The following is a 22216-nucleotide window of genomic DNA, read 5'->3' as shown; positions in this document are numbered from 1 at the left end:
AGGTTGCCCCTCGCGCCAACATCCGTGCTTGGCAGGAGAGTTGCGGCCCCTCGTACTCCCTCCTGGAGGGATCCGACCCCCTTCGGTCCCGCGGTTTTGCCGTGATTTTGCCGTCGGGGACGCGTAGGCGGCGGGCGGCGCGGTGGCCAGTCGCGACCTCTGCTGGAGGGGAATCTTCCGGTGTTGTTCGATGCCCCGGAGACGCGGTCGCGAGAAATTATCACGTTTAGATAAATCCTGTGGAGGCGCTGTGCGGCTCCACGATGCTTCTGCACTCCGGCCCTAGCTCCTCGGCCGGCGCGGGAACGTCACAGCGCTGCCGGGCACGAGCGACAACGACCCCCGGGTACCGGGCGCCAGGTGGAGCGCCCGGGGCCCCGGCGCACAGGAGATCTGGATGCCCCTGTCTCAGCCGTACCTACGCCGCTCACACCGGGCCCGCCGCAGGAGTCGTCATCCGGCGACGGCCCCGGCCGCCCTCGCGGCCCTCGTCTCCCTCGTCGTGGTGGTCCGGGCGGGCGCCCTCACCCGTCTGTGGGAGTTCCTCGACTTCGGGGCGGGCGTGCTTTCGCTCGTCTCGCTCACGGCCACCGTCCTGTGGGGGCTGGTGGCCACCGACCGGGTACTCCTCGAACCGGGCCACCGGTTGCTCGCCCAGGGGGCGCACCGCGGACTGGCCGTGGCCGGGCTGGGTTTCCTGGCCCTGCACGTGTGGGTCAAGGTCGCCGAGGCGCAGACGACCGCCGCCGCCGCGGTCCTGCCCTTCGCCGACGGCGACCAACCCGTGCTGATCGGGCTGGGCACGCTGGCCGGCTACCTCTTCGTGACCGTGGCGGTCTCCGGCGCCGTCCGCAGCGCGTTCGCGACCCGGGGCCGTTCGCTGTGGTGGCGGGCCCTGCACTTCGGCGCCTACCCGGCGTGGGGCGCCTCGCTGGTCCACGGGCTCAAAGCGGGCCGTCCGGGCGGGGCATGGGTGACGGCGGCGTACGCGCTCTGTCTGATCGGTGTCGCCGGCGTGCTCGTGTTCCGGGTGAAGTCCCGTACGCGCGGCGCCCGTTCGCGCACCGCGCCGATACCGGGGCCACGCACGGGAGCGAGCCCGGGAACGGGTACGGTCCCCCGCCGCGCCGTCGGCCAGGAGACGGGCGGCCGGTCGGCTACCGGCCGCGGGACGCGTCCGCTCTCTTCCGGCGGCCGCCCGCCGCTGCCGCGGACCGGCCCCCGGTCCTTCGCCACGGCCGGCCGGCGCACCCGGATGTACGGTGAACAGCCGGCCGCCGCGGAGCGGTGGCTGTGACCGGCGAACCGCGCCCCGGCCTCGGCTGCGTGGGCGCCCCCAGGCTGCTGGCCGGACTCGACCGGATATCCCGGCTCGACCGCTCCGCCCATCTCACGGCGCACGGCACGCTGCCCCGCTACCGCCCGGACGAGCTCGTGGCCCTGGCCGACGACATCGACCTCCGGGGCCGGGGCGGGGCGGGCTTCCCCTTCGCCCGGAAACTGCGGGCCGTCACCCGATCGGCCCGCGGGCGGGACGCGCCCACGGCCGTGGTCGTCAACGGCAGCGAGGGAGAGCCGAGTTGCCTCAAGGACACCGCGCTCCTGCTGCACGCCCCGCACCTGGTGCTCGACGGGGCGCTGCTGGCCGCGGCGGCGCTCGGCGCCGACGACGTGGTGGTGGCCGTCACCCGGGAGGACGTGGAGCAGTCGGTACGGGACGCGGTGGCGGAACGCGGCCCGGCCGGTCGCCGGGTGCGCGTGGCACGGCTTCCCGAACGCTTCGTCACCGGGGAGGGCACAGCCCTCATCAGCGGTCTGAACGGCGGGGCCGTGCTGCCGTCCGGCCAGAAGGTGCGCACCAGCGAGCGGGGGCTGGGCGGCGTACCGACCCTGCTGTCGAACACCGAGACCTTCGCCCAGCTCGGTTTCGCCGCGCGGCTCGGCGCGCGGGAGTACCGCGCCGTCGGGCTGCCGGCCGAACCGGGCACGGTCCTGCTGACCGTGGCCGGTTCCACGGTGGTGGAGACGCCGACCGGCTCCTCGCTGGCGTACGTCCTGGAGCTGTGCGGTACCGCGCCCGGGCAGGGCGTCCTGGTCGGCGGTTACCACGGCAGATGGCTGGATCCGGTGGCCGCGCGCTCGGCACTGGTGTCGCGGCAGTCACTGGCCGGCTTCGGCGCGGTGCTGGGGGCGGGGGCCGTGCTGCCGCTGCCCGAGGACACCTGTCCGGCCGGTGAGGTGGCCCGGGTGGCCCGGTGGATGGCGAAGGAGTCGGCGGGCCAGTGCGGGCCCTGTGTCAGGGGGTTGCCCGCGCTGGCCGACGTCCTGGACGACGTCCTGCGCGGCGGGGGCGGCGCGGCCCTCGAGACGGTCGAGGCACGCCTGACGGCGGTCCGGGGCCGCGGCGCGTGCAGCCATCCCGACGGCACCTCGCACTTCGTCGCCTCGGCGCTGGCGGCCTTCCCCGACGAGTTCCACGACCACGCCTTCGGCAGCGGCTGCGGGCGCCGGGTGCTGGGCGCGCTGCCGCTGCCACGCGACGAGAGCCCGGAACGGCTCGTCGTGGACTGGACGTTGTGCAAGGGGCACGGGTTGTGCGTGGACGTCCTCCCCGACGTCGTACGGCTCGATTCCGACGGCTACCCGGCGCAGGCGTCGATGCCGGTGCCGGCGCGGCTGCGGCCCAAGGCGCTGCGCGCCGTCCGGCGCTGCCCGGCGCTCGCGCTGCGCATCCAGGACTGAGGCGGGCACGTACGCGGGCCGCCGACCGGTTCAGTTCTTTGCGCGATCCGACAAATTCCCTTCGCATCGCGTCCACCGCGCCCCCCACCCCGTATCAATGACGGCAGGGACGAACGGAAAGCGTCGGCGAATCCGAAGGACCCGTAGAACGCGTGGAAGTCGTAGAAGTCGTAGAAGTCGTAAATCGAGCAGGACTTGGCACACCCGAAATTCCTGAGGACCCGAAGGAGAGAGCGTGAAGAAGATGCGTCGTGAGATGTTCGCCGGGTCGGCCGCGGTCGCGGTACTTCTGCTGACCGCCGGATGCGGGCTGGCCGAGAAGCCTCCTGGACAGGCGAATGCGGTACAGCCGGCGGGCGACAGCAAGAAGGTCGGTTCCGTGTACGGCGCCGACGGCGGGGACGGCGCCTACGGGTCGGGCTCGGGGGCGGATCCCGCCTACGGGGACGGCGGCTCCGGCGCCGACCCGGCGGGCGGGGCCGCGAAGAGCGGTCCGGCCGGCGAGCTGAAGGTGGCCGAGGTCCCCGGCCTCGGCGGGGCGGTCACCGACAGCGCGGGCTTCACGCTCTACCGGTTCGACAAGGACACGCCCGAGCCCCCCAAGTCCGCCTGCGAGGGGGACTGCGCCGCGGCCTGGCCGGTCGTCGCGGCGGACGATGTCACCGCAGGGGAGGGCATAGACGCCGGCCTGCTCGGCTCGGTCGCGCGGACTGACGGCACCCGGCAGCTGACCCTGGCGGGCTGGCCGGTGTACCGCTACGCGAAGGACGTCAAACCCGGCGACACGCTGGGCGAGGGAGTCGGCGGGACCTGGCACGTGCTGGGGGCGGACGGGAAGCCGGCCGTTGCCGGGAAGGCACCGGCGCCGGGCGGAGCGGGGCAGGGCGGCGGGGCGGGGCAGGGCGCCGGGGCCGAGCTGTCCGTCGCACGGAACGCGATGCTCGGCGGCATCCTCGCGGACGCGGAGGGCCGCACGCTCTACCGTTTCGACAAGGACAGCGCCTGGCCGATGAAATTCGGCTGCCTCGACGCCTGCCTGGACACCTGGAAGCCCGCCCAAGCCGTGGACAAGTCGAAGATCTCGGGAATCGCCGCCGAGCTGGTCGGCTCCGTGAAACGCCCCGACGGATCGGAACAACTGACCATCGACTGCTGGCCGGTTTACACCTTCACCGGGGACAAGAATCCCGGCGATATCTCGGGGCACAACAAACAGGGCCTCTGGTTCGCCGTGACCGACAAGGGAAAAAAGGCGAAGGCGGCGCACTGAGTCCTGTCGTCGAAGTGGCGCCGGTCAGGGCCGGGCGGGACTTCGACGACGAGGCCCAGCACGGGCCATCCGACCCGTGGTGCCCGGCTCCCTCCCTGCCGGGCACCACGGCCGTACCCCCGCCGACCGGCGAGGAAGAGAGAGCAGCCATGCCACCCCAGCCCACCGTGCTGCGGCGCGGCCGCGTTGCGCCTACCGTCGCGCTGGCCCTCGCCGCCCTGTGCGCCGTGCCGGGGGCCGCCGGCTGCGCCGGGGGTTCCGCCGCCCCGCCTCCCCCAGCGGCGCGGGAGAGCCGGGCTCCGTCCGCTTCGATCGAGGAGATCGCCGCCGCTGTCGGGTGCACCGCCCATGTGGACGTCGACGCCGAGGAGTTGCGGGAGGGGGGCTGCGAGTCGGCGGAAGGGGCTTTCCGCATGGCGACCTTCGCTGCCGACGAGGGGCAGCGGTCCTGGCTGTCCGAGGCGCGGATGTACGGCGGCACGTACCTGGTGGGGAGCGGCTGGGTGGTCACCACCCCCTCGGCCGACGCCCTGGCCGCCCTGCGCGATCGCATCGGCGGCGCCCTGGAGGCAGGCGCCGTGCACGGAGGGGGCCACCACTGAGCGTTCCGGCCGATCCGTCCGATCCAGCCGATCCGGCAGCTTCGGCCGCTCCGGCCGCTCCGGCCGCCTCCCACCGGCGGCGTGTCGGCCAGTTGTCCGGATATCAGGCCCCCCGCGGCCGCCGTGACACGGCGGCCGACGCGGGGGCGTCCGCGCGTGCCCCGTTCAGCGCGGGGCGCCCTCCCTGCCGTCCGGCAGGCTCCGCGTGCAGGCGGCGGGGCGGCGGCGCAGGGGCGTCAGGAGCCCGGCGCCGAGCACCAGCAGGCAGAAGGCCCCGGCGGCCAGGCTGACCGCCGGGACCCCGTGGCGGGCGGCCAGCACGGTGAGCACGGCCGCGCCCACCGGGCCCGAGGCGTTGTGCACGGTCCAGAAGGCGGAGGTGACCCGGCCGAGCAGGTGACCGGGGGTCACCTCCTGGCGCAGGGTCATGCTGCACACCCCGCCCAGGGTCAGGCCGAACAGGAAGAGGGCCGCCAGCGCGGCGATCAGCGGCACACTGCGGCTGACGCCGGTTCCCGCCACCGCGACGCCGATCATCGCGACCGAGGCGAGCCAGCAGGGCCCGAAGCCGAAGGCCCGGCGGAGCCTCCCGGCAGTGAGGGCAGCGGCGACGACGCCGGCACCGCTCACCGCGATCACATAGCCGACGGTGGCGGCGTCCCGCCCCAGATCGTGCCGGACGTGGAAGATCAGCAGGTCGGTGGCGCCCATGGTGACGAAGGTCAGCAGGGTGAGCAGAACCGTCAGCGGGCGCAGCAGGGTGTGCGTCCACAGGAAGCGGAAACCGACGACGAACACCTCCCGGAACACGCCGGCGCGTGGTGCGGACCGCTCGTCACCGGTGGCCGGGGCGGTGAAACGCACCAGCGCCAGGCCGGCGGCGGAGACGAGGAACGTCGCCCCGTCCACGGCCAGCGCGCGTTCGGCGCCCACCGCCGCCGTGATGAACCCGGCCGCGACGGGTCCCAGGAGGGTGCCGACGGCGAAGGTGCCCATCAGCCGCCCGTTGGCGGCGGCGAGGTCCTCGGTGCGCACCAGGTGCGGCACGGCCGTCACGTAGGCCACGTCGAAGAGCGTCTTCAGTACGGTGGCCAGCGCGGTCAGGACGTACAGCAGCCAGACCCGGGGCCCGTCGGCCCACCACAGGACGGGTACCGCGCAGAAGAGCACGGCCCGCAGCAGATCGCAGAGGATCATCAGCCGGCGGCGGTCCGCCCGGTCCACCACGTAGCCGGCGAACAGCCCCGTGCCGATGCCGGTGGCACCGGAGACGACGGTGACCATCCCCATCTGCACGAGGGACCCGGTCGCGTCGAGGACGAGCAGCGGCAGCGCGAGCAGTGAGATCGAGCCGCCGAGCACGGAGAGCGCCTGGCCCAGCCAGAACACGGTGAAGTCCTTGTTCCGCCTGAGCGGCGCCGCCGAGTGCACGCCGCGACGCTAGGCGACGCGGGCACGGCCTGTCGCCTGCTTTTCCCGGAGCGGTGCACCGGGGCCGGAGCCGCCGGCCCTCACCGTCGTCGAGCGGCCGCCACGCGCTCGCGCCACCAGTCCACGGTCGCCCCGATCTGCTCGTCGAGGGGCGTGGCCCGCACCGCGAACGCGGCCTCGTACGCGCTCGAGTCGACCACGAACGGGCGGTCGAACTGGTAGCGGACCTCCTTCAGTTCACGGAGCAGCGGGGAGAAGAGCGCGGCCACGCCCAGCGCGGCCTTCGGCAGCCCGCGCACCGCGACCGGCGCCGTCCCCGCCCGGGCGGCCAGACGGCCGACCATCTCCCGGGCCGGGAGCGCGGGCCCGGTCGGCACGTGCCAGGGCCGGCCCCAGGCCCGCTCCTCGCCGGCGACCTCGACCAGCGACCGGGCCACGTCGGGAAGGTAGGTCCAGCTGTGCGGGGCGTCCGGATCGCCGAGCATCGAGACGGACGCACCGCGCAGCACGGCCGGCAGGACCCGCCCGGCCAGGTGGCCGCCCTCGGTGACGCCGGGCCCGAAGAAGTCCGAGGCCCGCACCTCGACCGCCCTGATCCGCCCCTGCTCGTGCAGGTGACGCGCCCGCTCCCAGGCGGCGGCGCGCACCCGGCCCTTGGCGCCGGTCGCGGCGAGCGGCAGCGCCTCGGTCAGGGGGCCGTCCACCGGGCCGTAGCCGTAGAGGTTCCCCAGCATGACCAGGACGGCCCCGGTGGCCTCGGCCGCCGCGCAGAGCGACGCGCTCAGCGGGAGCCATTCGCCGGCCCAGCGGTGGTAGGGCGGCGCGGCGCAGCCGTAGAGCGCGACCGCGCCCTTGGCGGCCGCGGCCAGCGCCTCGGGGTCCTTGGCGTCCAGCACGACGTGTTCGATCCCGGGTTCCGTGCGGCCACCGGTCCGGGTCACCACCCGTACCGTACGGCCCTGTCGGGCCAGCAGCCGCGCGGTGGCGGCGCCGGCGGGTCCGTGACCCACGACCACATGAATGCTCACCCGCGCACCCTAGCGCGGCCGCCGGAGGGCACCGTTCGAGGGGCCGCGTACCGGAGTTGGGCCCGCCGGACGGCCCGGGCTACGGCCGGGTGTGCGGGACGTTGCCGGTGACCGTGCCGTCCGTGCCGGAGACCGTGACGGCGTGCCGGACTCCGTCCGGTCCGAGGACGACGGCCAGCCAGGCGCTGCCGCCGCCCTCCTGGGCGACGACGCGGATGCTCTCCACCTTGCCGCCCTCCACCGCGCCGGCCGCCTTGTCGGCCGCCTGCCCGACGGCGAGCGACGGCAGGGGTGCGGGGGCCGTCTTCGCGAAACCCTCCGGCCCCTCTTCCCCGCCCCGATGCGGGGCCGCCCCCCTCATCTCCTTCAGTTCCTTGAGCTTCTTGAGGCCCTCGGGGTGCTTGAGGTGGTCGGGGCCGGCGAACGCCCGCCCGCCGTGCTCTCCGCCGGCCGCCGGGCCGCCGCGCTTGCCGTCCTCGCGGTCGGACCAGGTGAAGCGGGGGCCGGCCATCCGATCGTGGTGGTGTTCTTCCACGGCCACCGCCACCGCCACGCCACCGACGACCACCACGGCCGCGCCCAGGGCCGCCCAACGGGCGCCCTTGCGCCGGGGCACCATGCGCCCCAGGTCCACGCGCCTGCGGGAACCGGCTTTCGCGGTGTCGCCGGGCTGCACGGGCTGTTCCGACGGCGGGAGGGATTCAGACATACCAGGGCTCCTCGAACACAACCGGGCACGGCGCCCGGCTCGTCGCAGAGCATGCCGGGCGGATGCTGAAGCCCACCTGAAGCCGGCTGAAGACCTCTTCAGCCTGTCGCGGACCGGGCCTGAGACCCTGGTCGGCATGCGCGTACTGGTGGTGGAGGACGAACGGCGGCTGGCTGTGGCCCTGCAACGGGGACTGCAGTCGGAGGGGTTCTCGGTGGACGTGGCCCACGACGGGCCGCACGGGCTGTGGATGGCCACCGAGCACGACTACGACCTGATCGTGCTCGACATCATGCTGCCGGGCCTGAACGGCTACCGGGTCTGCGCGCGGCTGCGCGCCGCCGGGAACGACTCCGGGATCCTGATGCTCACGGCGAAGGACGGCGAGTACGACGAGGCGGAGGCCCTGGACACCGGCGCCGACGACTTCCTGTCCAAGCCGTTCTCCTACCTGGTCCTGGTCGCCCGGCTGCGGGCGCTGGCCCGGCGCGCGGGCCGCCGCGGCCCGCGGATCCTGCGCTGCGGCGACCTGGTCCTTGACCCGGCCCGGCACAGCTGTGCCCGCGGCGACACCGAGATACGGCTGACGGCCCGGGAGTTCGCGGTACTGGAGTACCTGGCCCGGCGCCCCGGCGAGGTCGTGCCCAAACGGGAGATACTGGAACAGGTGTGGGACAGCGCCTTCGCGGGCGACCCCAACGTGGTCGAGGTCCACATCAGCGCCGTGCGCCGCAAGATCGACGCGCCGTTCGGCCGCGCCGCGTTGGAGACCGTGCGCGGCGCGGGCTACCGGTTGGCGGCCGACGGTGGCTGAACTCCGGCTCCCGCGCCGCCGGTTCGCCCGCACGCGGCGTCCGCGCGGCCCGCACGGGGTGGAGGGGAGCCTGCGGCGCCTGCTCCGGCGCTCTCCGCTGCGCCGCCTCCTGCCCACCACCGTCCGGGCCCGCGCCACCGCCGGCGCGGTCCTGGTCGTCGCCGTGGCCCTGACCGTGGCCTCCTTCGCCCTCCTGGGGCTGCTGGAGGCCAACCTGCTGCGCAACGCCGAGCGCGACGCGATGCGCCAGGCCGAGACGATCGCCCGGCTCGCGGCCACCGGAGAGCTGCAGAAGTCGCGGATGACGCTGCACGGGGTGGAGTTCGTCCAGGTGGTGAACGCCCGGGGCCGGGTGCTGGGCGCCTATCCGAACCTGGCCGAGGACGTCCCCCTCGCGCCCGTCAAGCCACTGCGGCCCGGGAAGCGGTCCCACACCTGGAACACCGGCCCGCTCGGCGGCGAGCACCGCCAGCGGGTCGTCCAGGTCACCACCCAGACGCCGCAGGGCCTGGTCACCGTCTTCGTGGGGACCTCGCTGCGCGACGTGGACGCGGCGGACGACACCACCGCCGCCGCGCTCGCGGTGGGCGGCCCGCTGCTCCTCGCCACCGTCGCCTTCGTCACCTGGCGGGTCACCGGCCGGGCCCTCGGGCCGGTCGAGGCGATCCGCGCCGAGGTCGCCGCGATCGGCGACCGGGACCTGCACCGCCGCGTCCCCGTACCGCCCACCCGCGACGAGGTGGCCCGGCTGGCGCAGACCATGAACACCACCTTGGACCGGCTGGAGTCGGCCGGGGTCCGCCAGCGCCGGTTCATCGCCGACGCCTCGCACGAACTGCGCAGCCCGATCACCGTGCTGCGCACCCAGCTGGAGGTGGCCCTGGCCGTCCGGGACCCGGAGCTGTGGCCGGAACTGATCAGCGGGGCGCTCCAGGACATCGAGCGGCTCCAGCAGCTCGCCTCCGACCTGCTGCTGCTCGCCCGGATCGACGCCGCCCAACCGATCGCGCCGGTCCGGCTGGACCTGGGCGCCGTGGTCCTGGACGTCGTGGAGGCGCGCCTCGGGGACCGCGTCCCCGTGCGGACGGAGCTCGCGGCGGGGATCCGGGTCGTGGGCAGCGAGCTGTGGCTGGCGCGGGTGGTCACCAATCTGCTCGACAACGCCCAGCGGTTCGCCGACCGCCGGGTGGACCTCGTCCTGCGGTCCGCCGGCGGATCGCACGGGCCGACCGCCGTACTGGAGGTGGCCGACGACGGCCCCGGCATCCCGCCCGGCGACCGGGAGCGGGTCTTCGAGCGCTTCACCCGCCTCGACGACGCGCGCAGCCGCGATCACGGCGGGGCGGGCCTCGGCCTCGCCATCGCCCGGGACCTGGCCGCCCACCACGGCGGCACGCTCACCGCCGAGGACTCCCCGCGGGGAGCCCGGCTGGTGGTGCGGCTGCCGGTGGCGGAAGGCGGGGCGCCTGCCTGAGGGTCCCCGCCGACGGAGCGCGGGGGGGCGGGCCGGGGGCTCAGCCCAGCAGGGCGTAGACCGTGGAGGCGGTGGCCGCGGGCTCGGCGGCGCCCTCGGGGGTCATGGTGATGTCGGCGAAGGCCATCCGCCGGCCGAGCTTGGTCACCCGGACACGGATCAGGACGTCCGATCCGGTCACCGGGCGCTGGAAGCTCGTCGACTGCTGGACGGTGGTCATCGGCCCGTACGCGCCGCGCGCGCTGGAGACCGCGATGACGGTGGCGGTGTCGGCGGCGGCCATCAGGGCCTGGCCCGAGAGCCCGCCGCCGTCCCGGGCCAGCTCGTCGGACCAGGGCAGCCGCAGGACGGCGTGCCGCTCGCCGGTCTCCTGGACGCGCAGGCCCAGGGCGAGCACCCAGGGGGCGAAGTTGTCGGCGAGGATCTTGTCTGCGTCTGCGGGGGAGAACGTCACCGGGCGATTGTGGCGGCCCGGACGGACCGCCACAATCCCCTGTCGGTTTTCGGTCAGAGGGCGGCGGCGAGTTCCGTGCCCTGGCGGATGGCCCGCTTGGCGTCGAGTTCGGCGGCCACGTCGGCGCCGCCGATCAGGTGCGCCTCGACACCGGCCGCGCGCAGCGCCTCGTACAGGTCGCGGCGCGGCTCCTGCCCGGTGCACAGGACGACGGTGTCGGCCGGGACCAGCCGCTGCTCGCCGTCGACGGTGATGTGCAGCCCCTCGTCGTCGATGCGCTCGTACGCGGCGCCCGCGACGGAGACCACCCCGCGGTGCTTGAGCTCCGCCCGGTGGATCCAGCCGGTGGTGGTGCCGAGGCCGGCGCCGACCTTGCTCGTCTTGCGCTGGAGCAGGTGGACCTGGCGCGGCGGTGCGGGGCGCTCGGCGGCGGTAAGTCCGCCGGGGCCGGCGTAGGCGGTGTCCACGCCCCAGTGGCGGAAGTAGACGGCCGGGTCCTGCGAGGCCCCCTCACCGCTGTCGGTGAGGTACTCGGCCACGTCGAAGCCGATGCCGCCGGCGCCGACGACCGCGACGCGCTCGCCGACGGGCGCGCCGTCCTTCAGCACGTCGAGGTAGCTGACGACGTTGGCGCGGTCCACGCCCTCGATGTCGGGGGTGCGGGGGGTGACGCCGGTGGCGACCACGACCTCGTCGTAGCCCCGCAGCGTCTCCACGTCGGCGCGGGTGTTCAGGCGGACCTCGACACCGCTGTCCACGAGCTGGGTGCCGTAGTAGCGGATGGTCTCCTCGAACTCCTCCTTGCCCGGGATGCGGCGGGCGACGTCGAGCTGGCCGCCGATGTGGCCGGAGGCCTCGAAGAGGGTGACGGCGTGGCCGCGGCCGGCGGCGGAGACCGCGCAGGCGAGCCCGGCCGGGCCGGCGCCGACGACGGCGACGCGCTTCTTCAGCTGCGTCGGGGAGAGCACCAGCTCGGTCTCGTGGCAGGCGCGGGGGTTGACCAGGCAGCTGGTGATCTTGCCGCTGAAGGTGTGGTCGAGGCAGGCCTGGTTGCAGCCGATGCAGGTGTTGATGGTCTCGGAGCGGCCGGCCGCGGCCTTGGCGACGAAGTCGGCGTCGGCGAGGAAGGGACGGGCCAGGGAGACCAGGTCGGCGCGGCCGTCGGCGAGGAGTTCCTCGGCGATCTCGGGGGTGTTGATGCGGTTGCTGGTGACGAGGGGGACGGAGACCGCGCCCATCAGCCGCTTGGTGACCCAGGTGTAGGCGCCGCGCGGGACGGAGGTGGCGATGGTGGGGATGCGGGCCTCGTGCCAGCCGATGCCGGTGTTGATGATGGTCGCGCCGGCCGCCTCGACCGCCTTGGCGAGGTGGACCACCTCGTCGAGGGTGGAGCCGCCGGGGATCAGGTCGAGCATGGAGAGGCGGTAGATGACGATGAAGTCCTCGCCGACGGCCTCGCGGGTGCGGCGGACGATCTCCAGCGGGAAGCGGACGCGGTTCTCGTAGGCACCGCCCCAGCGGTCGGTGCGCTGGTTGGTCGCGGCGGCGATGAACTCGTTGATCAGGTAGCCCTCGGAGCCCATGATCTCGACGCCGTCGTAGCCCGCGAGCTGGGCGAGGCGGGCGGCGCGGACGAAGTCCTCGACGGTGCGCTCGACCTGCGTGTCGCTGAGCTCGTTGGGCACGAAGGGGCTGATGGGGGCCTGGAGGGCGCTGGGGGCGACCAGGTCCTCGTGGTAGGCGTAGCGCCCGAAGTGGAGGATCTGCATGGCGATCTTCCCGCCTTCGGCGTGCACCGCGTCGGTGATCACCCGGTGCTCGGCTGCCTCGCCCTCGGTGGTGAGGCGGGAGCCGCCCGCGAAGGGGCGGCCGGCGTCGTTCGGGGCGATGCCGCCGGTGACGATGAGGCCGGCGCCGCCGCGGGCGCGCTCGGCGTAGAAGGCGGCGAGGCGCTCGAAGCCGCCCTCGTGCTCCTCGAGGCCGGTGTGCATCGAGCCCATGATCACGCGGTTCGGCAGCGTGGTGAATCCGAGGTCCAGCGGGCTCAGCAGGTGCGGGTACCGGCTCTGGGACATGGGGGCGCCTCCTCGCGCGGGGGTGATGCCCCTGTTCTAGCGAGGGCGGGCTCTTTTTGCAACTAGGTGCAAAAGCAGGTGGGACCCCTACGGACCCCCGTGGGACGCTGCGGCCACGGAAATCGCCGGGACCGTGGACAGCGGCCGACCCGGGGCTGTGGCGGAGTTCACGCCGGCGCCCCGTCCACGGCGGGAGACGTCAGTGGATGACCCGGAAGCTGCGCCAGGACAGGCTCTCTGGGGCCGTCACGTCCGAGAGCGTGGTGGCCACGTAGGTGCCGTCGGCCCGGTCGATCTTGCCGCAGTCCGCCGTCCGGTACAGGACGATGTCGACGAGACTGTTGTTCACGACGTGCGTCGCCCCCTTCGGGATGGCGATCCTGTGGCAGCCCTTGACGGGGGTGTTGGAGTAGCTCAGCTCGATCGGCGAGTCGTGACCCCGGAAGCTGAGCATGCCCGTGGTGCTCCGGCCGAGGCCCGAGCAGGCGGTGGCGGTCAGCAGCAGCGCCGCGACCCCCACGATGGTGCTGATCCGTCGGCTGTGGGACATGGGCACGGTCCTCGTCTGTGCGGTGGCGGCGGTTCCTGCCCACAGCTTTGCCCCGCCGGGCGCGGGTGGCTTGCGTTGCTCGGCCGACCGGATGAACGCGGACCGGCCGGGCCCGGCGGGGCAAGGCAGACGGGGGCCGGGGGCCGGTGGCCCGCGCCCCGGCCCGCGCCGCGGCACGGACTGCGGCACGGACTTCGGCACGGACCACCGACCACCGATCGCCGTTCGCGGCGGCAGCGCGCCCCGGGACTACCGGACCAGGTCCCCGGGGTCCGTGTTGGCGCCGCACAGCAGGACGGCGACGCGCTCGCCCAGCGGTTCCGCCGCACGGCGCTGGGCCGCCAGGGCGGTGGCCGCGCCCGTCTCGACCACGATCCGGTGCTCCTCCCAGAGCGCCCGCCGGGCGAGCGTGATCGCCGCGTCCGGGACGAGGACGGACCGTACGGAAGCGTCCTGCGCGGCGGCCAGCGCGTCGGCGGAGACGCGGGTGGCGCCCAGGGAGTCGGCGGCCACGGAGTCCACGGCGACGTCCACCGGGCGGCCCGCCGCCAGGGCGGCGTTCAGGGCGCGGCAGTTCTCGGGCTCGGCGGCGACCACCCGTACCCCGTGCTCGCGGGCGGCGGTCGCGATCCCGGCGAACAGTCCGCCGCCGCCGACCGCGACGACCACCGTGTCGAGGCCCGGCAGCCCGGCCCTGATCTCGTCGAGCAGAGTGCCGGCGCCGGCCGCGATGAGCGGGTGGTCGTAGGCGTGGCTGCTCAGGGCCCCGCTGTCGGCGGCGAACTCCTGGCACGCGGCCAGCGCCTCGGCGTACCGGTCGCCGACGAGCCGCACCTCGGCGCCGTACCCCCGCAAGCGCTCCACCTTCACCCGTGGGGCGCTGGTGGGCAGGAACACCGTGGCGGGCACGTCCTGGTCGCGGGCCGCCCACGCGCAGGCGAGCCCCGCGTTGCCGCCGGAGGCGATGGTGACCCCGGCGGCCGGGAGGGTGCCTGCCCGGTGGTGGGCGGCGAGGAAGTTGCGCGCACCGCGGGCCTTGAAGGAGCCGGTGTGCTGGAGGTGCTCCAGGGCGTACCAGACCCCGTCGGCCGCGGGAACGACGGCGACGGGCCGTACCGTTCCGGCGATGCGGCCGGCGGCGGCCCGTACGGCCGCGTAGTCGAGCGTGTCTTCCATGGCGGGTCTCCCCCTCAGTCGGTGGATCGAGCGGGCCGGGCGGCCTCGATCAGCTGGCGCAGGGCGCCGTAGTACACCTCGTGGTCCGTCAGCGGCGGCAGGACGTCGGCCAGTCCGGCGCAGAGCACGGGGAAGTGCTCCGGGTCCAGCGCGGCGAGCGCCGACCGGGAGGCGGCGGTGGCCCCGGCCGGATCCCGGTGGTCCACGAAGGCCGCGCTGCCCAGGGTCAGCAGGTACATGCGGCGGTAGACGGTCATCGCCTCGGCCGGGGTCATGCCCGCGGCCACGCTGTCCGCGAGGGCGGGCTCCACGAGGCGGGCCAGCAGCTGCCGCCCGAGCCAGGGCCGGCCGCCGCGCAGGACGAGCAGTCCGGGATGGGCGGTGAGCAGCCGGTACAGGGCGCCGAACCGCTCTTCGCAGGCCCGGGCCCAGTCGGTTCCGGCGGGGATGTCGGGCAGTTGCGCGGCCAGGTGCTCGGTGCACAGGTCCAGCAGTCCCGCGAGGTCGGAGCAGCGGCGCTGGACGGTGGCGTGGGAGACGCCGAGCCGGTCGGCCAGCGCCCGGAAGCTCAAGGCGGCCGGCCCTTCCTCGTCGAGGAGGCGCAGCGCGGTGACGGCGATCGCCTCGGGGGTGGCCTGGTCCAGCGCGGTCGATCTCCTCGGCATGTGATACACCGTAACATACGACGTATCGGAGCGAGCCGGACGCGCGGGGGCCCCTTTGGTGTGACATCGGTTGCGGCCATATTGCTGGTCAATGGCGGATATCAGCCGACTTTCGTTGACAGCGCGTAGTCACCTCGCTCCACTGGGGCACGACTGCCCCCCACGTCAAGGAGACTCCGTGCCGCCACGCCTGCGCGCCTCGCTCCCCTGTCTGACCGCGGCCGCCCTGCTCGCCCTGGCGCTCTCCCCCGCCCCCGCGGCGGCCGAGCCCACGGCGACCTCCGACACCCCCCTCGCCCTCACCCCGCCCATGGGCTGGAACAACTGGGCGCACTACATGTGCGACATCGACGAGGCCACGGTGGTGGCGAACGCCGACGCCCTCGTGTCCACCGGGCTCGCCGCCAAGGGCTACGACACGGTGACCGTCGACGACTGCTGGATGACCAAGAGCCGCGACGCGCGGGGCGCGCTGGTCGTGGACACGGAGAAGTTCCCGCACGGCATGGCCTGGCTCGGGGAGTACCTGCACGCCAAGGGCCTGAAGTTCGGCATCTACCAGGACGCCGGCTCCCTCACCTGCGAGAAGTATCCCGGCAGCGGTGCGCCCCAGGGCGGCGGCCCCGACCACTACGCGCAGGACGCCCGCCAGTTCGCCTCCTGGAAGGTGGACTACGTCAAGATGGACGGCTGCAACCTGTGGGTGCCGGAGGGCAGGACGAAGGAGCAGGCCTACCGGGACGCCTACAACGCCGTCGCGGCGGCGCTGCGCGCGAGCGGCCGGGACATGGTGCTGTCCGCCTCCGCTCCCGCCTACTTCCAGCAGGGCGAGTGGGGCGGCTCCGACTGGCACAAGGTGCTCGGCTGGGTCGGTGAGACCGGCCAGCTGTGGCGCGAGGGCCGGGACGTCAAGGTCTACCAGCCGGCCTCCCCGACGACCTCCCGCTGGAGCTCGGTGATGGGCAACTACGGCTACAACCGCTGGCTCGGCCGGTACGCGGGGCCCGGCAACTGGAACGACCCCGACTTCCTGATCGCGGGTGCTCCCGGCCTCACCGGGGCCGAGAGCCGCAGCCAGGTCGCCCTGTGGGCGATGATGGCCGCCCCGTTCATCCTGTCCTCCGACGTCTCCGAACTCACTGCGGAGGGACTCGCCGCGCTCGGGAACACGCGGATGATCGACCTCGACCAGGACCCCCTGGGCCGTCAGGGCGCGGTGGTGTCCTCCAACGCCACCTTCGAGATCCTGGTGCGGCCGCTGGCGAACGGCGACCGGGCGGTGGCCGTGCTCAACCGCTCCGGCGCCGCACGGGACATCGCCGTGCCGCTGGAGGAGGTCGGACTGCCGTCCTGCACGGCCGACGCCCTGGACCTGTGGAGCGGCGGACGCCGGGAGGTCTCCGAGGTCCTGACCGGACGGGTCGGCGCCCACGACACCGGGGTCTGGCGGCTCACTCCGCGCGGCTGCGCCCAGGCGGTGCCGACCGGGCAGATCGTCGGTGACGGTGCCAAGTGCGCCGACGGGGCCAACACCACCGGTGTCGGCGCGGTCGTGCTCGGCGCCTGCACCGGAGCCCCCGACCAGCGGTGGGTGCTGGGCCGGGACGCGAGCCTGCGGATGGCCGGCGAGTGCCTGTCGGCGGGCGAGGACGGCCTGGTGGAACTGGCCGACTGCGGTTCCGGCGAGGGGCGGCAGCCGGGCCAGGCGTGGACGCACCGGCGCGACGGCGCCCTCGTCGAGGAGGCGAGCGGCCGGTGCCTGACGGCTCCCGCCGCGGCCGCCACCCCGGACGCACCGGCCGAGCGGCTGCGGCTGGCCCCGTGCGGCGACCACCGGGTCGACCAGACCTGGGCCCTCCCGGTCTGAGGGCGGCGAGGATGACGCAACCGAAGCAGCGCAGGCGGCCGGGCGCGCCCCTGCCCGCCTCCCCCGCCGGGGCCGGACCGTTCCCCGGGCCGCGGCCCGCGGCGGCCCGGTCCCGGCGCCCGGCCCTCCCCCGGCCGGTCGCGCTCGCCGCCGTGCCGGCGGTGCTCCTGGCCCTGCTCGGCGCGGCGGCCGCACCCGGGGCGGCCTCGGCGGCCCCCGCCCGGCCCGCGCGGGCCGACGTACGGACGGACGCGCCGGCGGACCTGCGGACCCCTGCGCCGGCAGGCGTACGGACGGACGCGCCGGCGGGGACCGGACGGACGCGGCCCGGGACCTTCGACCCCGCCCCCGCACGGGCCGCACTGGAGCGGCTGCTGCCGCGCCACGCCGGGCAGTTCACCCTGGTGCCCGACACCGCGGCCGCCGCCGACCGCTTCACCGTCTCCGGGACGCCCGGCGCGATCACCGTGCGCGGCAGCACCGGGGCCACCCTGCTCACGGGTGTCGGCTGGTACCTCCAGCACGTCGCGGGAGCGGACATCGGCTGGCCCGGCGACAGCATCGGCATGCTCCCGGCGAAACTGCCCGGCGTCCCCGCCCCGGTCAGCCGCAGCGCACTCGTGCCCCACCGGTACGCCCTGAACGACACCGACGACGGGTACTCGGGCCCCTACCGGACGTTCGAGGAGCACCAGCGGCAGATCGACCTGCTCGCGCTGCACGGCATCAACGAGGTGTTCGTGCAGGTCGGCGCCGAGTACCCGTACTACCGGGCGCTCCAGGGCTTCGGCTACTCGCCCGAGGAGCTGCGCGCGTGGGTGCCGGCGCCCGGACACCAGAGCTGGTGGCTGCTGCAGAACCTGAGCGGCTTCGGCGGGCCGGTCTCGGAACGGCTGATGCGGGAGCGGGCCGAGTTGGGCGGGCGGATCGCCGAGCAGCTGAGGGGGCTCGGGATGACCCCGGTGCTGCCGGGCTACTTCGGCACCGTGCCGCCCGGGTTCGCCGCCCGGAACCCGGGGTCCACGACCGTGCCGCAGGGCGACTGGGCGGGCTTCGACCGCCCGGACTGGCTGGATCCGGCCTCGCCGGCGTTCGGGAAGCTGGCCGCGGCGTACTACGCGGAGCAGCGCGCGGTGTTCGGGGACAGCACGATGTACCGGATGAGCCCGCTGCACGAGGGCGGCCTGACCGGGTCGGTGGACGTGAAGTCGGCCGCCGGGGCCATCCAGGCCGCCCTGCACGCCGCTCACCCCGGTGCGCTGTGGGCGGTGCTGGGCTGGCAGGACGACCCGACCGCGGAGCTGCTCGCCGGGGTGGACACCTCCAGGCTGCTGATCCTGGACGGGCTGTCGGACCGGTACAACCGCCTGGACCGGGAAGCGCGGTGGGGTGGCGCCCCGTACGCGATGGGCACCATCTACAACTTCGGCGGGCACACCACCATCGGCGCGAACACCTCCGTGTGGCTCGAGCGGTTCGGCCCGTGGCGGGCGAAGTCCAACAGCGCCCTGGCCGGGATCGCCTACCTGCCGGAGGCCACCGGCACCAACCCGGCCGCCTTCGACCTCTTCACCGACCTGGCCTGGGAGCCCGGGCCGGTGGACCACCGGCAGTGGTTCGCCGACTTCGCCGCCCGCCGCTACGGCCGGCCCGACGCGGCGGCCTCGGCGGCCTGGGAGGAGTTGCGCAAGGGCCCGTACAGCACCTCGTCGGGGCTGTGGTCGGAGTCCCAGGACAGCCTGTTCACCGCCCGGCCGAGCCTGACCGCGGCGGGATCGGCGTACTGGAGTCCCAAGTCCATGCGCTACCAGGCGGCTTCGGTCCGGCGGGCGCTGGACCACCTGCTCCGGGTGGATCCCCGGCTGCGCGGCTCCAGCGCCTACCGGTTCGACCTGGTGGACACGGCGCGCCAAGCCCTCGCCAACCACTCGCGGGTCCTGCTGCCGAAGATCAAGACGGCGTACGAGACCAAGGACCTGGCCGCCTTCCGCGAACTGACGGCCCAGTGGCGGGACGCCGAGGCGAAGTTGGACGCGGTGACCGGATCCGATCCGAACTTCCTGCTCGGCAGCTGGCTGGCCGCGGCGCGCTCGCACGGCGCGGACCGGGCCGAACAGGACCGGTACGAGTACGACGCACGCTCGATCCTGAGCGTGTGGGGGCGCCGTGCCACGAGCGAGGGCGGCTTCCTCCACGACTACGCCAACCGCGAGTGGAGCGGGCTGGTCTCCGAGTTGTACGCCCCCCGGTGGGACGCCTACTTCGATTCGCTGGAGGAGGCGCTGGTGCGCCGGACCGAGCCGCGGGCCATCGACTGGCACGCCTTCGAGGAGGAGTGGGCCCGGCGCACCACCCGCCATCCGGTCCGGCCGGGCGGGGATCCGCACGGCCTCGCGGCCGGGATCGCGGCGGTCCTACCGGCGGCCCGCTGACTTACACCACCGGCCGTATGACGATCGGCCTGTCCGGTGATCGTCACTCTCCCGTGGGAATCTCGGTCCCCTTGGGAGGGAGAACGCCCGGAACGGGCACGGCGCAAGAGCGTCAGTCGGTTCACTGGCCCGGAAACGAGCAGGGGCGGCCACCGGAGCGATCCGGTGGCCGCCCCTTCCGACGCCATGGCGGCAGGACGCGACCAGGAGCACACCGAAGATGTCCCAGAGCGAGCACGGGCAGTCGGCGCACGAGCGGTCCCCGCACGAGGGGCCCCGGCCGGAGGAATTCCGTCAAGAACCCGGGCAGCAGCCGCGGCACGGGGAACCCCGTCAGGAGGAACCCCGGGCGGAAGGCTCCGAGCACGGCTCCCCCTCCGCCGCACCGCTGGAGCTGCTGGCGCTGCTCGCCGCCGGGGTGGCCGACCTGGCCATCGACCAGCTGCGGCAGTCCGCCGACCGGGCACAGCAGGCCATGCGCCGCTCCGACCTGCGGGAGCTGCTCACCGACGGCGTGGTGGAGCTGCGCAAGCGCGGCGAACTCGCCACCCGCCGTGCGGGCGCGGGCAGCGAGAACTACCTGGAGACGATGGCCCGGCGCGCCGCCGAACGCGTCGCCGCCGAGGGCCGCCCCTGTGCATGACCACACCGCCTTCAAGGAGCGCATCGACGAGGTGCTGGTCCGGCTCGCCGACGAGGAGGAGGGGGAGCTGCTCGGCATACACGACGAACTCCGATACCTCACCGAGCAGTTGCGCCGCTCACTGGCGCGCGGCAAGCGGCTGCGGGCCGCGTTCCTCTACTGGGGGTGGCGGGCGGCCGGCCAGCCCGACTGCGAGGGGGTGATCCGCGCCGCGGCCGCGATGGAGCTCGTGCACGCGGCGGCCTGCACCCATGACGACATCATCGACGACAGCCCGATGCGGCACGGCCGGCTCACGGCGCACGCCGCGTTCGCCGCGGCCGGGCAGCGGTCCACCGCCCTCGCGATGATCCTCGGCGATCTGCTGATGGGGTACGCGGGATACGTCTTCGCCTCCTGCGGACTGCCCGGGGGCTACCTCGCCCGGACCGTACCGCTGTGGTCCGCGCTGCTGCGCGAGACGCTGGCGGGCGAGTTCCTGGAGGTCCTGCGCACCGGCGCGGGGCAGGACCGCGAGCCGCTGGTGGCGGAGTCGATGCAGGTCGCCCGCTACAAGACCGCCGCGTACACGGTGGAGCGGCCGCTGCACCTGGGCGTCACCCTCGGCGGCGGCTCCCCCGCCCTCCTGGACGCCTTCTCCGGCTACGGGATCCCGCTCGGGGAGGCCTTCCAGCTGCGCGACGACCTGCTGGGCACCTTCGGCGACCCGGCCCGCACCGGAAAATCCAACCTCGACGACCTCCGGGACGCCAAACCCACCACCCTGCTCGCGCTGACGGTGGCGGCGTCCGGTCAGGACGGCCGCCGGCTCCTGGCCGAGCTGGTGGGCCGCCCGGACATCGGCCCTGAGGAGGCGGACTCGGTACGCCGGTTGATGGAGCGGTGCGGCGCCCGGGAGCACGTGGAGGACATGATCCGCGAGCGCATCGCCCGGGCCACCGGCGCCCTGGACACCGTACCCATGCCGGCGGAGGCGCGGTCCGCGCTGCACGGACTGGCCCGCTCCGCGGCCGAGCGGTCGCTTTAGGACGCGCCCTGCGGACCAGGCCGACCGGTTTTCGCACCCGCACACGAGAAGGACGACGCAAGTGGACCTGCCCGACAGCGCCCCGCCCCGCACCCGTTACGACGACGCCGCCCTCGACGCCCTGCGCACCCAGGGCGACCCGCTCGCCGACCGGACCGTCGCGGCGATGTTCGAACGCCAGGAGGTCGGCGACCTCAACACGCTCATGCGGTTCTTCAGCACCGCCGGGGACGCGCTCCCCGAGCGACTGCCCGCCTCCGCGCGCGGCTACTTCGAGGCGACCTCCATGCCGCCGAGCTGGGTCGACTGGGACGTGATGGAGCAGGCCAGGCTGTTCTTCATGGACAACGCCGCCCACGTCAACACCGGTCTGTCCTTCGCGGCGATGCCCGTGACCTACGCCGTTCCCCGGCTCTCCCGGCTGCTGGCCGCCACGCACTCCCTGGCCTACCCCTCGCGGCGGATGGCCAACACCGGGCAGTTCGTCACCTACCTCATGCGGACCGACGCCTTCGCGGAGGGCAGCAAGTTCCTCCCTGCCGCGCAGAAGGTGCGGCTGCTGCACGCGGCGGTCCGCCACCACCTGCGCCACGGCGGACACTGGGACACCGCGAAGGACGGACTGCCGATCTGCCAGGAGGACATGATCGGCGGCCTGATGCTCTTCTCGCTTCTGGTGCTCGACGCCATGCACCGGCTCGGCATCCACATGAGCGGGGAAGGGGCGGAGGCCTACTTCTACGCCTGGCGGGTCGTGGGGGCCCTGCTGGGGTGCGACATGTCGGCGGTGCCGCAGACCCTCACCGAGGCCCGCGACTACTGCGACCTCTACCTCCTGCGCAACCTCGGCCCCTCACCCGAGGGGGTCCGCCTGAACGCCCAGCTGATGCGGATGTACGAGGACGTGGTCCCCGGCACGCTCTTCGACCCGATGGTCCCCGCCACCATCCGCTTCCTCGTCGGCGACACCATCGGCGACTGGCTGGAGATCCCGCGCAGCCCCTGGGACACCGCGGCGAAGGCCGTGCCGGTGTTCCTCGGCCTGCTGGAGACGATCGAGGACAGCAGCCCCTACGCGGAGTGGGCCCTGGACAAGGCGGGCTCGCTGCTCTCCGGATTCGAACTGTCCTCGCTGACCCGGGGCCGGGTGATGCACCACGCGATCCCGCCGGAGCTGAAGACCGAGTACGGCGTGAAGCCGGCCCGCACCGGGCGGTGGGTGCCGCCGGCGCCGGTGCACTGAACGGCCCCCGGTCG

At 74.3% G+C, this 22216-nt stretch carries 19 protein-coding genes; 11 read left to right on the top strand and 8 right to left on the bottom strand.

All coding sequences use genetic code 11. The annotated features are described in order from the left end of the window. Window positions 1-397 precede the first annotated feature (397 nt). The 4 genes from AC07FY_RS05155 to AC07FY_RS05140 all read left to right on the top strand — a co-directional run bounded on the left by AC07FY_RS05155 (window position 398) and on the right by AC07FY_RS05140 (window position 4614). Window positions 398-1297, top strand: coding sequence for a hypothetical protein (locus AC07FY_RS05155; RefSeq protein WP_479000594.1), 900 nt, complete (start codon window positions 398-400; stop codon window positions 1295-1297). Next, on the top strand, window positions 1294-2742 hold the full coding sequence (locus AC07FY_RS05150) for an NADH-ubiquinone oxidoreductase-F iron-sulfur binding region domain-containing protein (RefSeq protein ID WP_479000591.1): 1449 nt from the start codon (window positions 1294-1296) through the stop codon (window positions 2740-2742). Before AC07FY_RS05155 ends, AC07FY_RS05150 begins: the two co-directional genes overlap by 4 nt. Window positions 2743-2986: 244 nt before the next feature. Continuing rightward, entirely contained in the window at window positions 2987-4012 is a 1026-nt protein-coding gene (locus AC07FY_RS05145; RefSeq protein WP_479001566.1) for an SCO0930 family lipoprotein, read from the top strand. A 149-nt stretch (window positions 4013-4161) separates the two neighbouring features. Then, entirely contained in the window at window positions 4162-4614 is a 453-nt protein-coding gene (locus AC07FY_RS05140) for a hypothetical protein (RefSeq protein WP_479000589.1), read from the top strand. A gap of 165 nt (window positions 4615-4779) precedes the next feature. On the opposite strand, the gene AC07FY_RS05135 is transcribed toward AC07FY_RS05140, so the two are convergent. From AC07FY_RS05135 to AC07FY_RS05125, 3 genes are all read right to left on the bottom strand, one after another. Further along, window positions 4780-6045 (bottom strand): MFS transporter, encoded by a 1266-nt coding sequence (locus tag AC07FY_RS05135; RefSeq protein WP_479000586.1) that lies wholly within the window; start codon window positions 6043-6045, stop codon window positions 4780-4782. Window positions 6046-6125: 80 nt separating this feature from the next. Further along, window positions 6126-7073 (bottom strand): NAD-dependent epimerase/dehydratase family protein, encoded by a 948-nt coding sequence (locus AC07FY_RS05130; RefSeq protein ID WP_479000583.1) that lies wholly within the window; start codon window positions 7071-7073, stop codon window positions 6126-6128. Window positions 7074-7152: 79 nt separating this feature from the next. Next, on the bottom strand, window positions 7153-7782 hold the full coding sequence (locus AC07FY_RS05125; protein WP_479000581.1) for a hypothetical protein: 630 nt from the start codon (window positions 7780-7782) through the stop codon (window positions 7153-7155). 136 nt (window positions 7783-7918) lie between these two features. Between AC07FY_RS05125 and AC07FY_RS05120 the strand changes: the two genes are divergently transcribed. Next, window positions 7919-8596 (top strand): response regulator transcription factor, encoded by a 678-nt coding sequence (locus tag AC07FY_RS05120; protein ID WP_479000578.1) that lies wholly within the window; start codon window positions 7919-7921, stop codon window positions 8594-8596. Continuing rightward, complete coding sequence (locus AC07FY_RS05115) at window positions 8589-10070, top strand: sensor histidine kinase (protein ID WP_479000575.1); 1482 nt, start codon at window positions 8589-8591, stop codon at window positions 10068-10070. Before AC07FY_RS05120 ends, AC07FY_RS05115 begins: the two co-directional genes overlap by 8 nt. A gap of 40 nt (window positions 10071-10110) precedes the next feature. On the opposite strand, the gene AC07FY_RS05110 is transcribed toward AC07FY_RS05115, so the two are convergent. The 5 genes from AC07FY_RS05110 to AC07FY_RS05090 all read right to left on the bottom strand — a co-directional run bounded on the left by AC07FY_RS05110 (window position 10111) and on the right by AC07FY_RS05090 (window position 14990). Continuing rightward, the gene (locus tag AC07FY_RS05110; RefSeq protein ID WP_479000572.1) at window positions 10111-10524 is read right to left on the bottom strand and encodes a PaaI family thioesterase; all 414 of its coding nucleotides are present in this window, start codon (window positions 10522-10524) and stop codon (window positions 10111-10113) included. 53 nt (window positions 10525-10577) lie between these two features. Then, complete coding sequence (locus AC07FY_RS05105) at window positions 10578-12599, bottom strand: oxidoreductase (RefSeq protein ID WP_479000569.1); 2022 nt, start codon at window positions 12597-12599, stop codon at window positions 10578-10580. A 199-nt stretch (window positions 12600-12798) separates the two neighbouring features. Continuing rightward, window positions 12799-13149: a hypothetical protein gene (locus AC07FY_RS05100; protein ID WP_479000566.1), complete on the bottom strand. Its 351-nt coding sequence runs from the start codon at window positions 13147-13149 to the stop codon at window positions 12799-12801. 249 nt (window positions 13150-13398) lie between these two features. Next, complete coding sequence (locus AC07FY_RS05095; protein WP_479000563.1) at window positions 13399-14325, bottom strand: serine/threonine dehydratase; 927 nt, start codon at window positions 14323-14325, stop codon at window positions 13399-13401. Window positions 14326-14339: 14 nt separating this feature from the next. After that, window positions 14340-14990, bottom strand: a complete 651-nt coding sequence (locus AC07FY_RS05090) for a TetR/AcrR family transcriptional regulator (RefSeq protein WP_479000560.1) — start codon at window positions 14988-14990, stop codon at window positions 14340-14342. A 178-nt stretch (window positions 14991-15168) separates the two neighbouring features. Here AC07FY_RS05090 and AC07FY_RS05085 point away from each other — a divergent pair, with 178 nt between their 5' ends. The 5 genes from AC07FY_RS05085 to AC07FY_RS05065 all read left to right on the top strand — a co-directional run bounded on the left by AC07FY_RS05085 (window position 15169) and on the right by AC07FY_RS05065 (window position 22202). Then, complete coding sequence (locus AC07FY_RS05085) at window positions 15169-16857, top strand: ricin-type beta-trefoil lectin domain protein (RefSeq protein ID WP_479000557.1); 1689 nt, start codon at window positions 15169-15171, stop codon at window positions 16855-16857. Window positions 16858-16868: 11 nt separating this feature from the next. Then, on the top strand, window positions 16869-19289 hold the full coding sequence (locus tag AC07FY_RS05080; RefSeq protein WP_479000554.1) for an alpha-N-acetylglucosaminidase: 2421 nt from the start codon (window positions 16869-16871) through the stop codon (window positions 19287-19289). 220 nt (window positions 19290-19509) lie between these two features. Next, window positions 19510-19932 carry a hypothetical protein gene (locus AC07FY_RS05075; protein ID WP_479000551.1) on the top strand — a complete coding sequence of 141 codons (423 nt, stop codon included), beginning with the start codon at window positions 19510-19512 and terminating at the stop codon, window positions 19930-19932. Continuing rightward, window positions 19925-20959 (top strand): polyprenyl synthetase family protein, encoded by a 1035-nt coding sequence (locus tag AC07FY_RS05070; protein ID WP_479000548.1) that lies wholly within the window; start codon window positions 19925-19927, stop codon window positions 20957-20959. The genes AC07FY_RS05075 and AC07FY_RS05070 overlap by 8 nt, the downstream gene beginning before the upstream one ends. 61 nt (window positions 20960-21020) lie before the next feature. Further along, window positions 21021-22202 carry an oxygenase MpaB family protein gene (locus AC07FY_RS05065; RefSeq protein WP_479000545.1) on the top strand — a complete coding sequence of 394 codons (1182 nt, stop codon included), beginning with the start codon at window positions 21021-21023 and terminating at the stop codon, window positions 22200-22202. Window positions 22203-22216 lie beyond the last annotated feature (14 nt).

The organism is Streptomyces sp. NPDC045967 (genome assembly GCF_056430495.1).
The sequence above is the reverse complement of the archived record's forward strand: the minus strand, read 5'-3'. Positions and strand labels throughout refer to the sequence as shown.

What these genes read in the sequence shown, in the direction of transcription:
- AC07FY_RS05155 (WP_479000594.1), top strand. Translation starts at nt 398, where the DNA reads ATGCCCCTGTCTCAGCCGTACCTACGCCGCTCACACCGGGCCCGCCGC.
- AC07FY_RS05145 (WP_479001566.1), top strand. Translation starts at nt 2,987, where the DNA reads ATGCGTCGTGAGATGTTCGCCGGGTCGGCCGCGGTCGCGGTACTTCTG.
- AC07FY_RS05140 (WP_479000589.1), top strand. Translation starts at nt 4,162, where the DNA reads ATGCCACCCCAGCCCACCGTGCTGCGGCGCGGCCGCGTTGCGCCTACC.
- AC07FY_RS05125 (WP_479000581.1), bottom strand. Translation starts at nt 7,782, where the DNA reads ATGTCTGAATCCCTCCCGCCGTCGGAACAGCCCGTGCAGCCCGGCGAC.
- AC07FY_RS05120 (WP_479000578.1), top strand. Translation starts at nt 7,919, where the DNA reads ATGCGCGTACTGGTGGTGGAGGACGAACGGCGGCTGGCTGTGGCCCTG.
- AC07FY_RS05105 (WP_479000569.1), bottom strand. Translation starts at nt 12,599, where the DNA reads ATGTCCCAGAGCCGGTACCCGCACCTGCTGAGCCCGCTGGACCTCGGA.
- AC07FY_RS05100 (WP_479000566.1), bottom strand. Translation starts at nt 13,149, where the DNA reads ATGTCCCACAGCCGACGGATCAGCACCATCGTGGGGGTCGCGGCGCTG.
- AC07FY_RS05095 (WP_479000563.1), bottom strand. Translation starts at nt 14,325, where the DNA reads ATGGAAGACACGCTCGACTACGCGGCCGTACGGGCCGCCGCCGGCCGC.
- AC07FY_RS05090 (WP_479000560.1), bottom strand. Translation starts at nt 14,990, where the DNA reads ATGCCGAGGAGATCGACCGCGCTGGACCAGGCCACCCCCGAGGCGATC.
- AC07FY_RS05080 (WP_479000554.1), top strand. Translation starts at nt 16,869, where the DNA reads ATGACGCAACCGAAGCAGCGCAGGCGGCCGGGCGCGCCCCTGCCCGCC.
- AC07FY_RS05075 (WP_479000551.1), top strand. Translation starts at nt 19,510, where the DNA reads ATGTCCCAGAGCGAGCACGGGCAGTCGGCGCACGAGCGGTCCCCGCAC.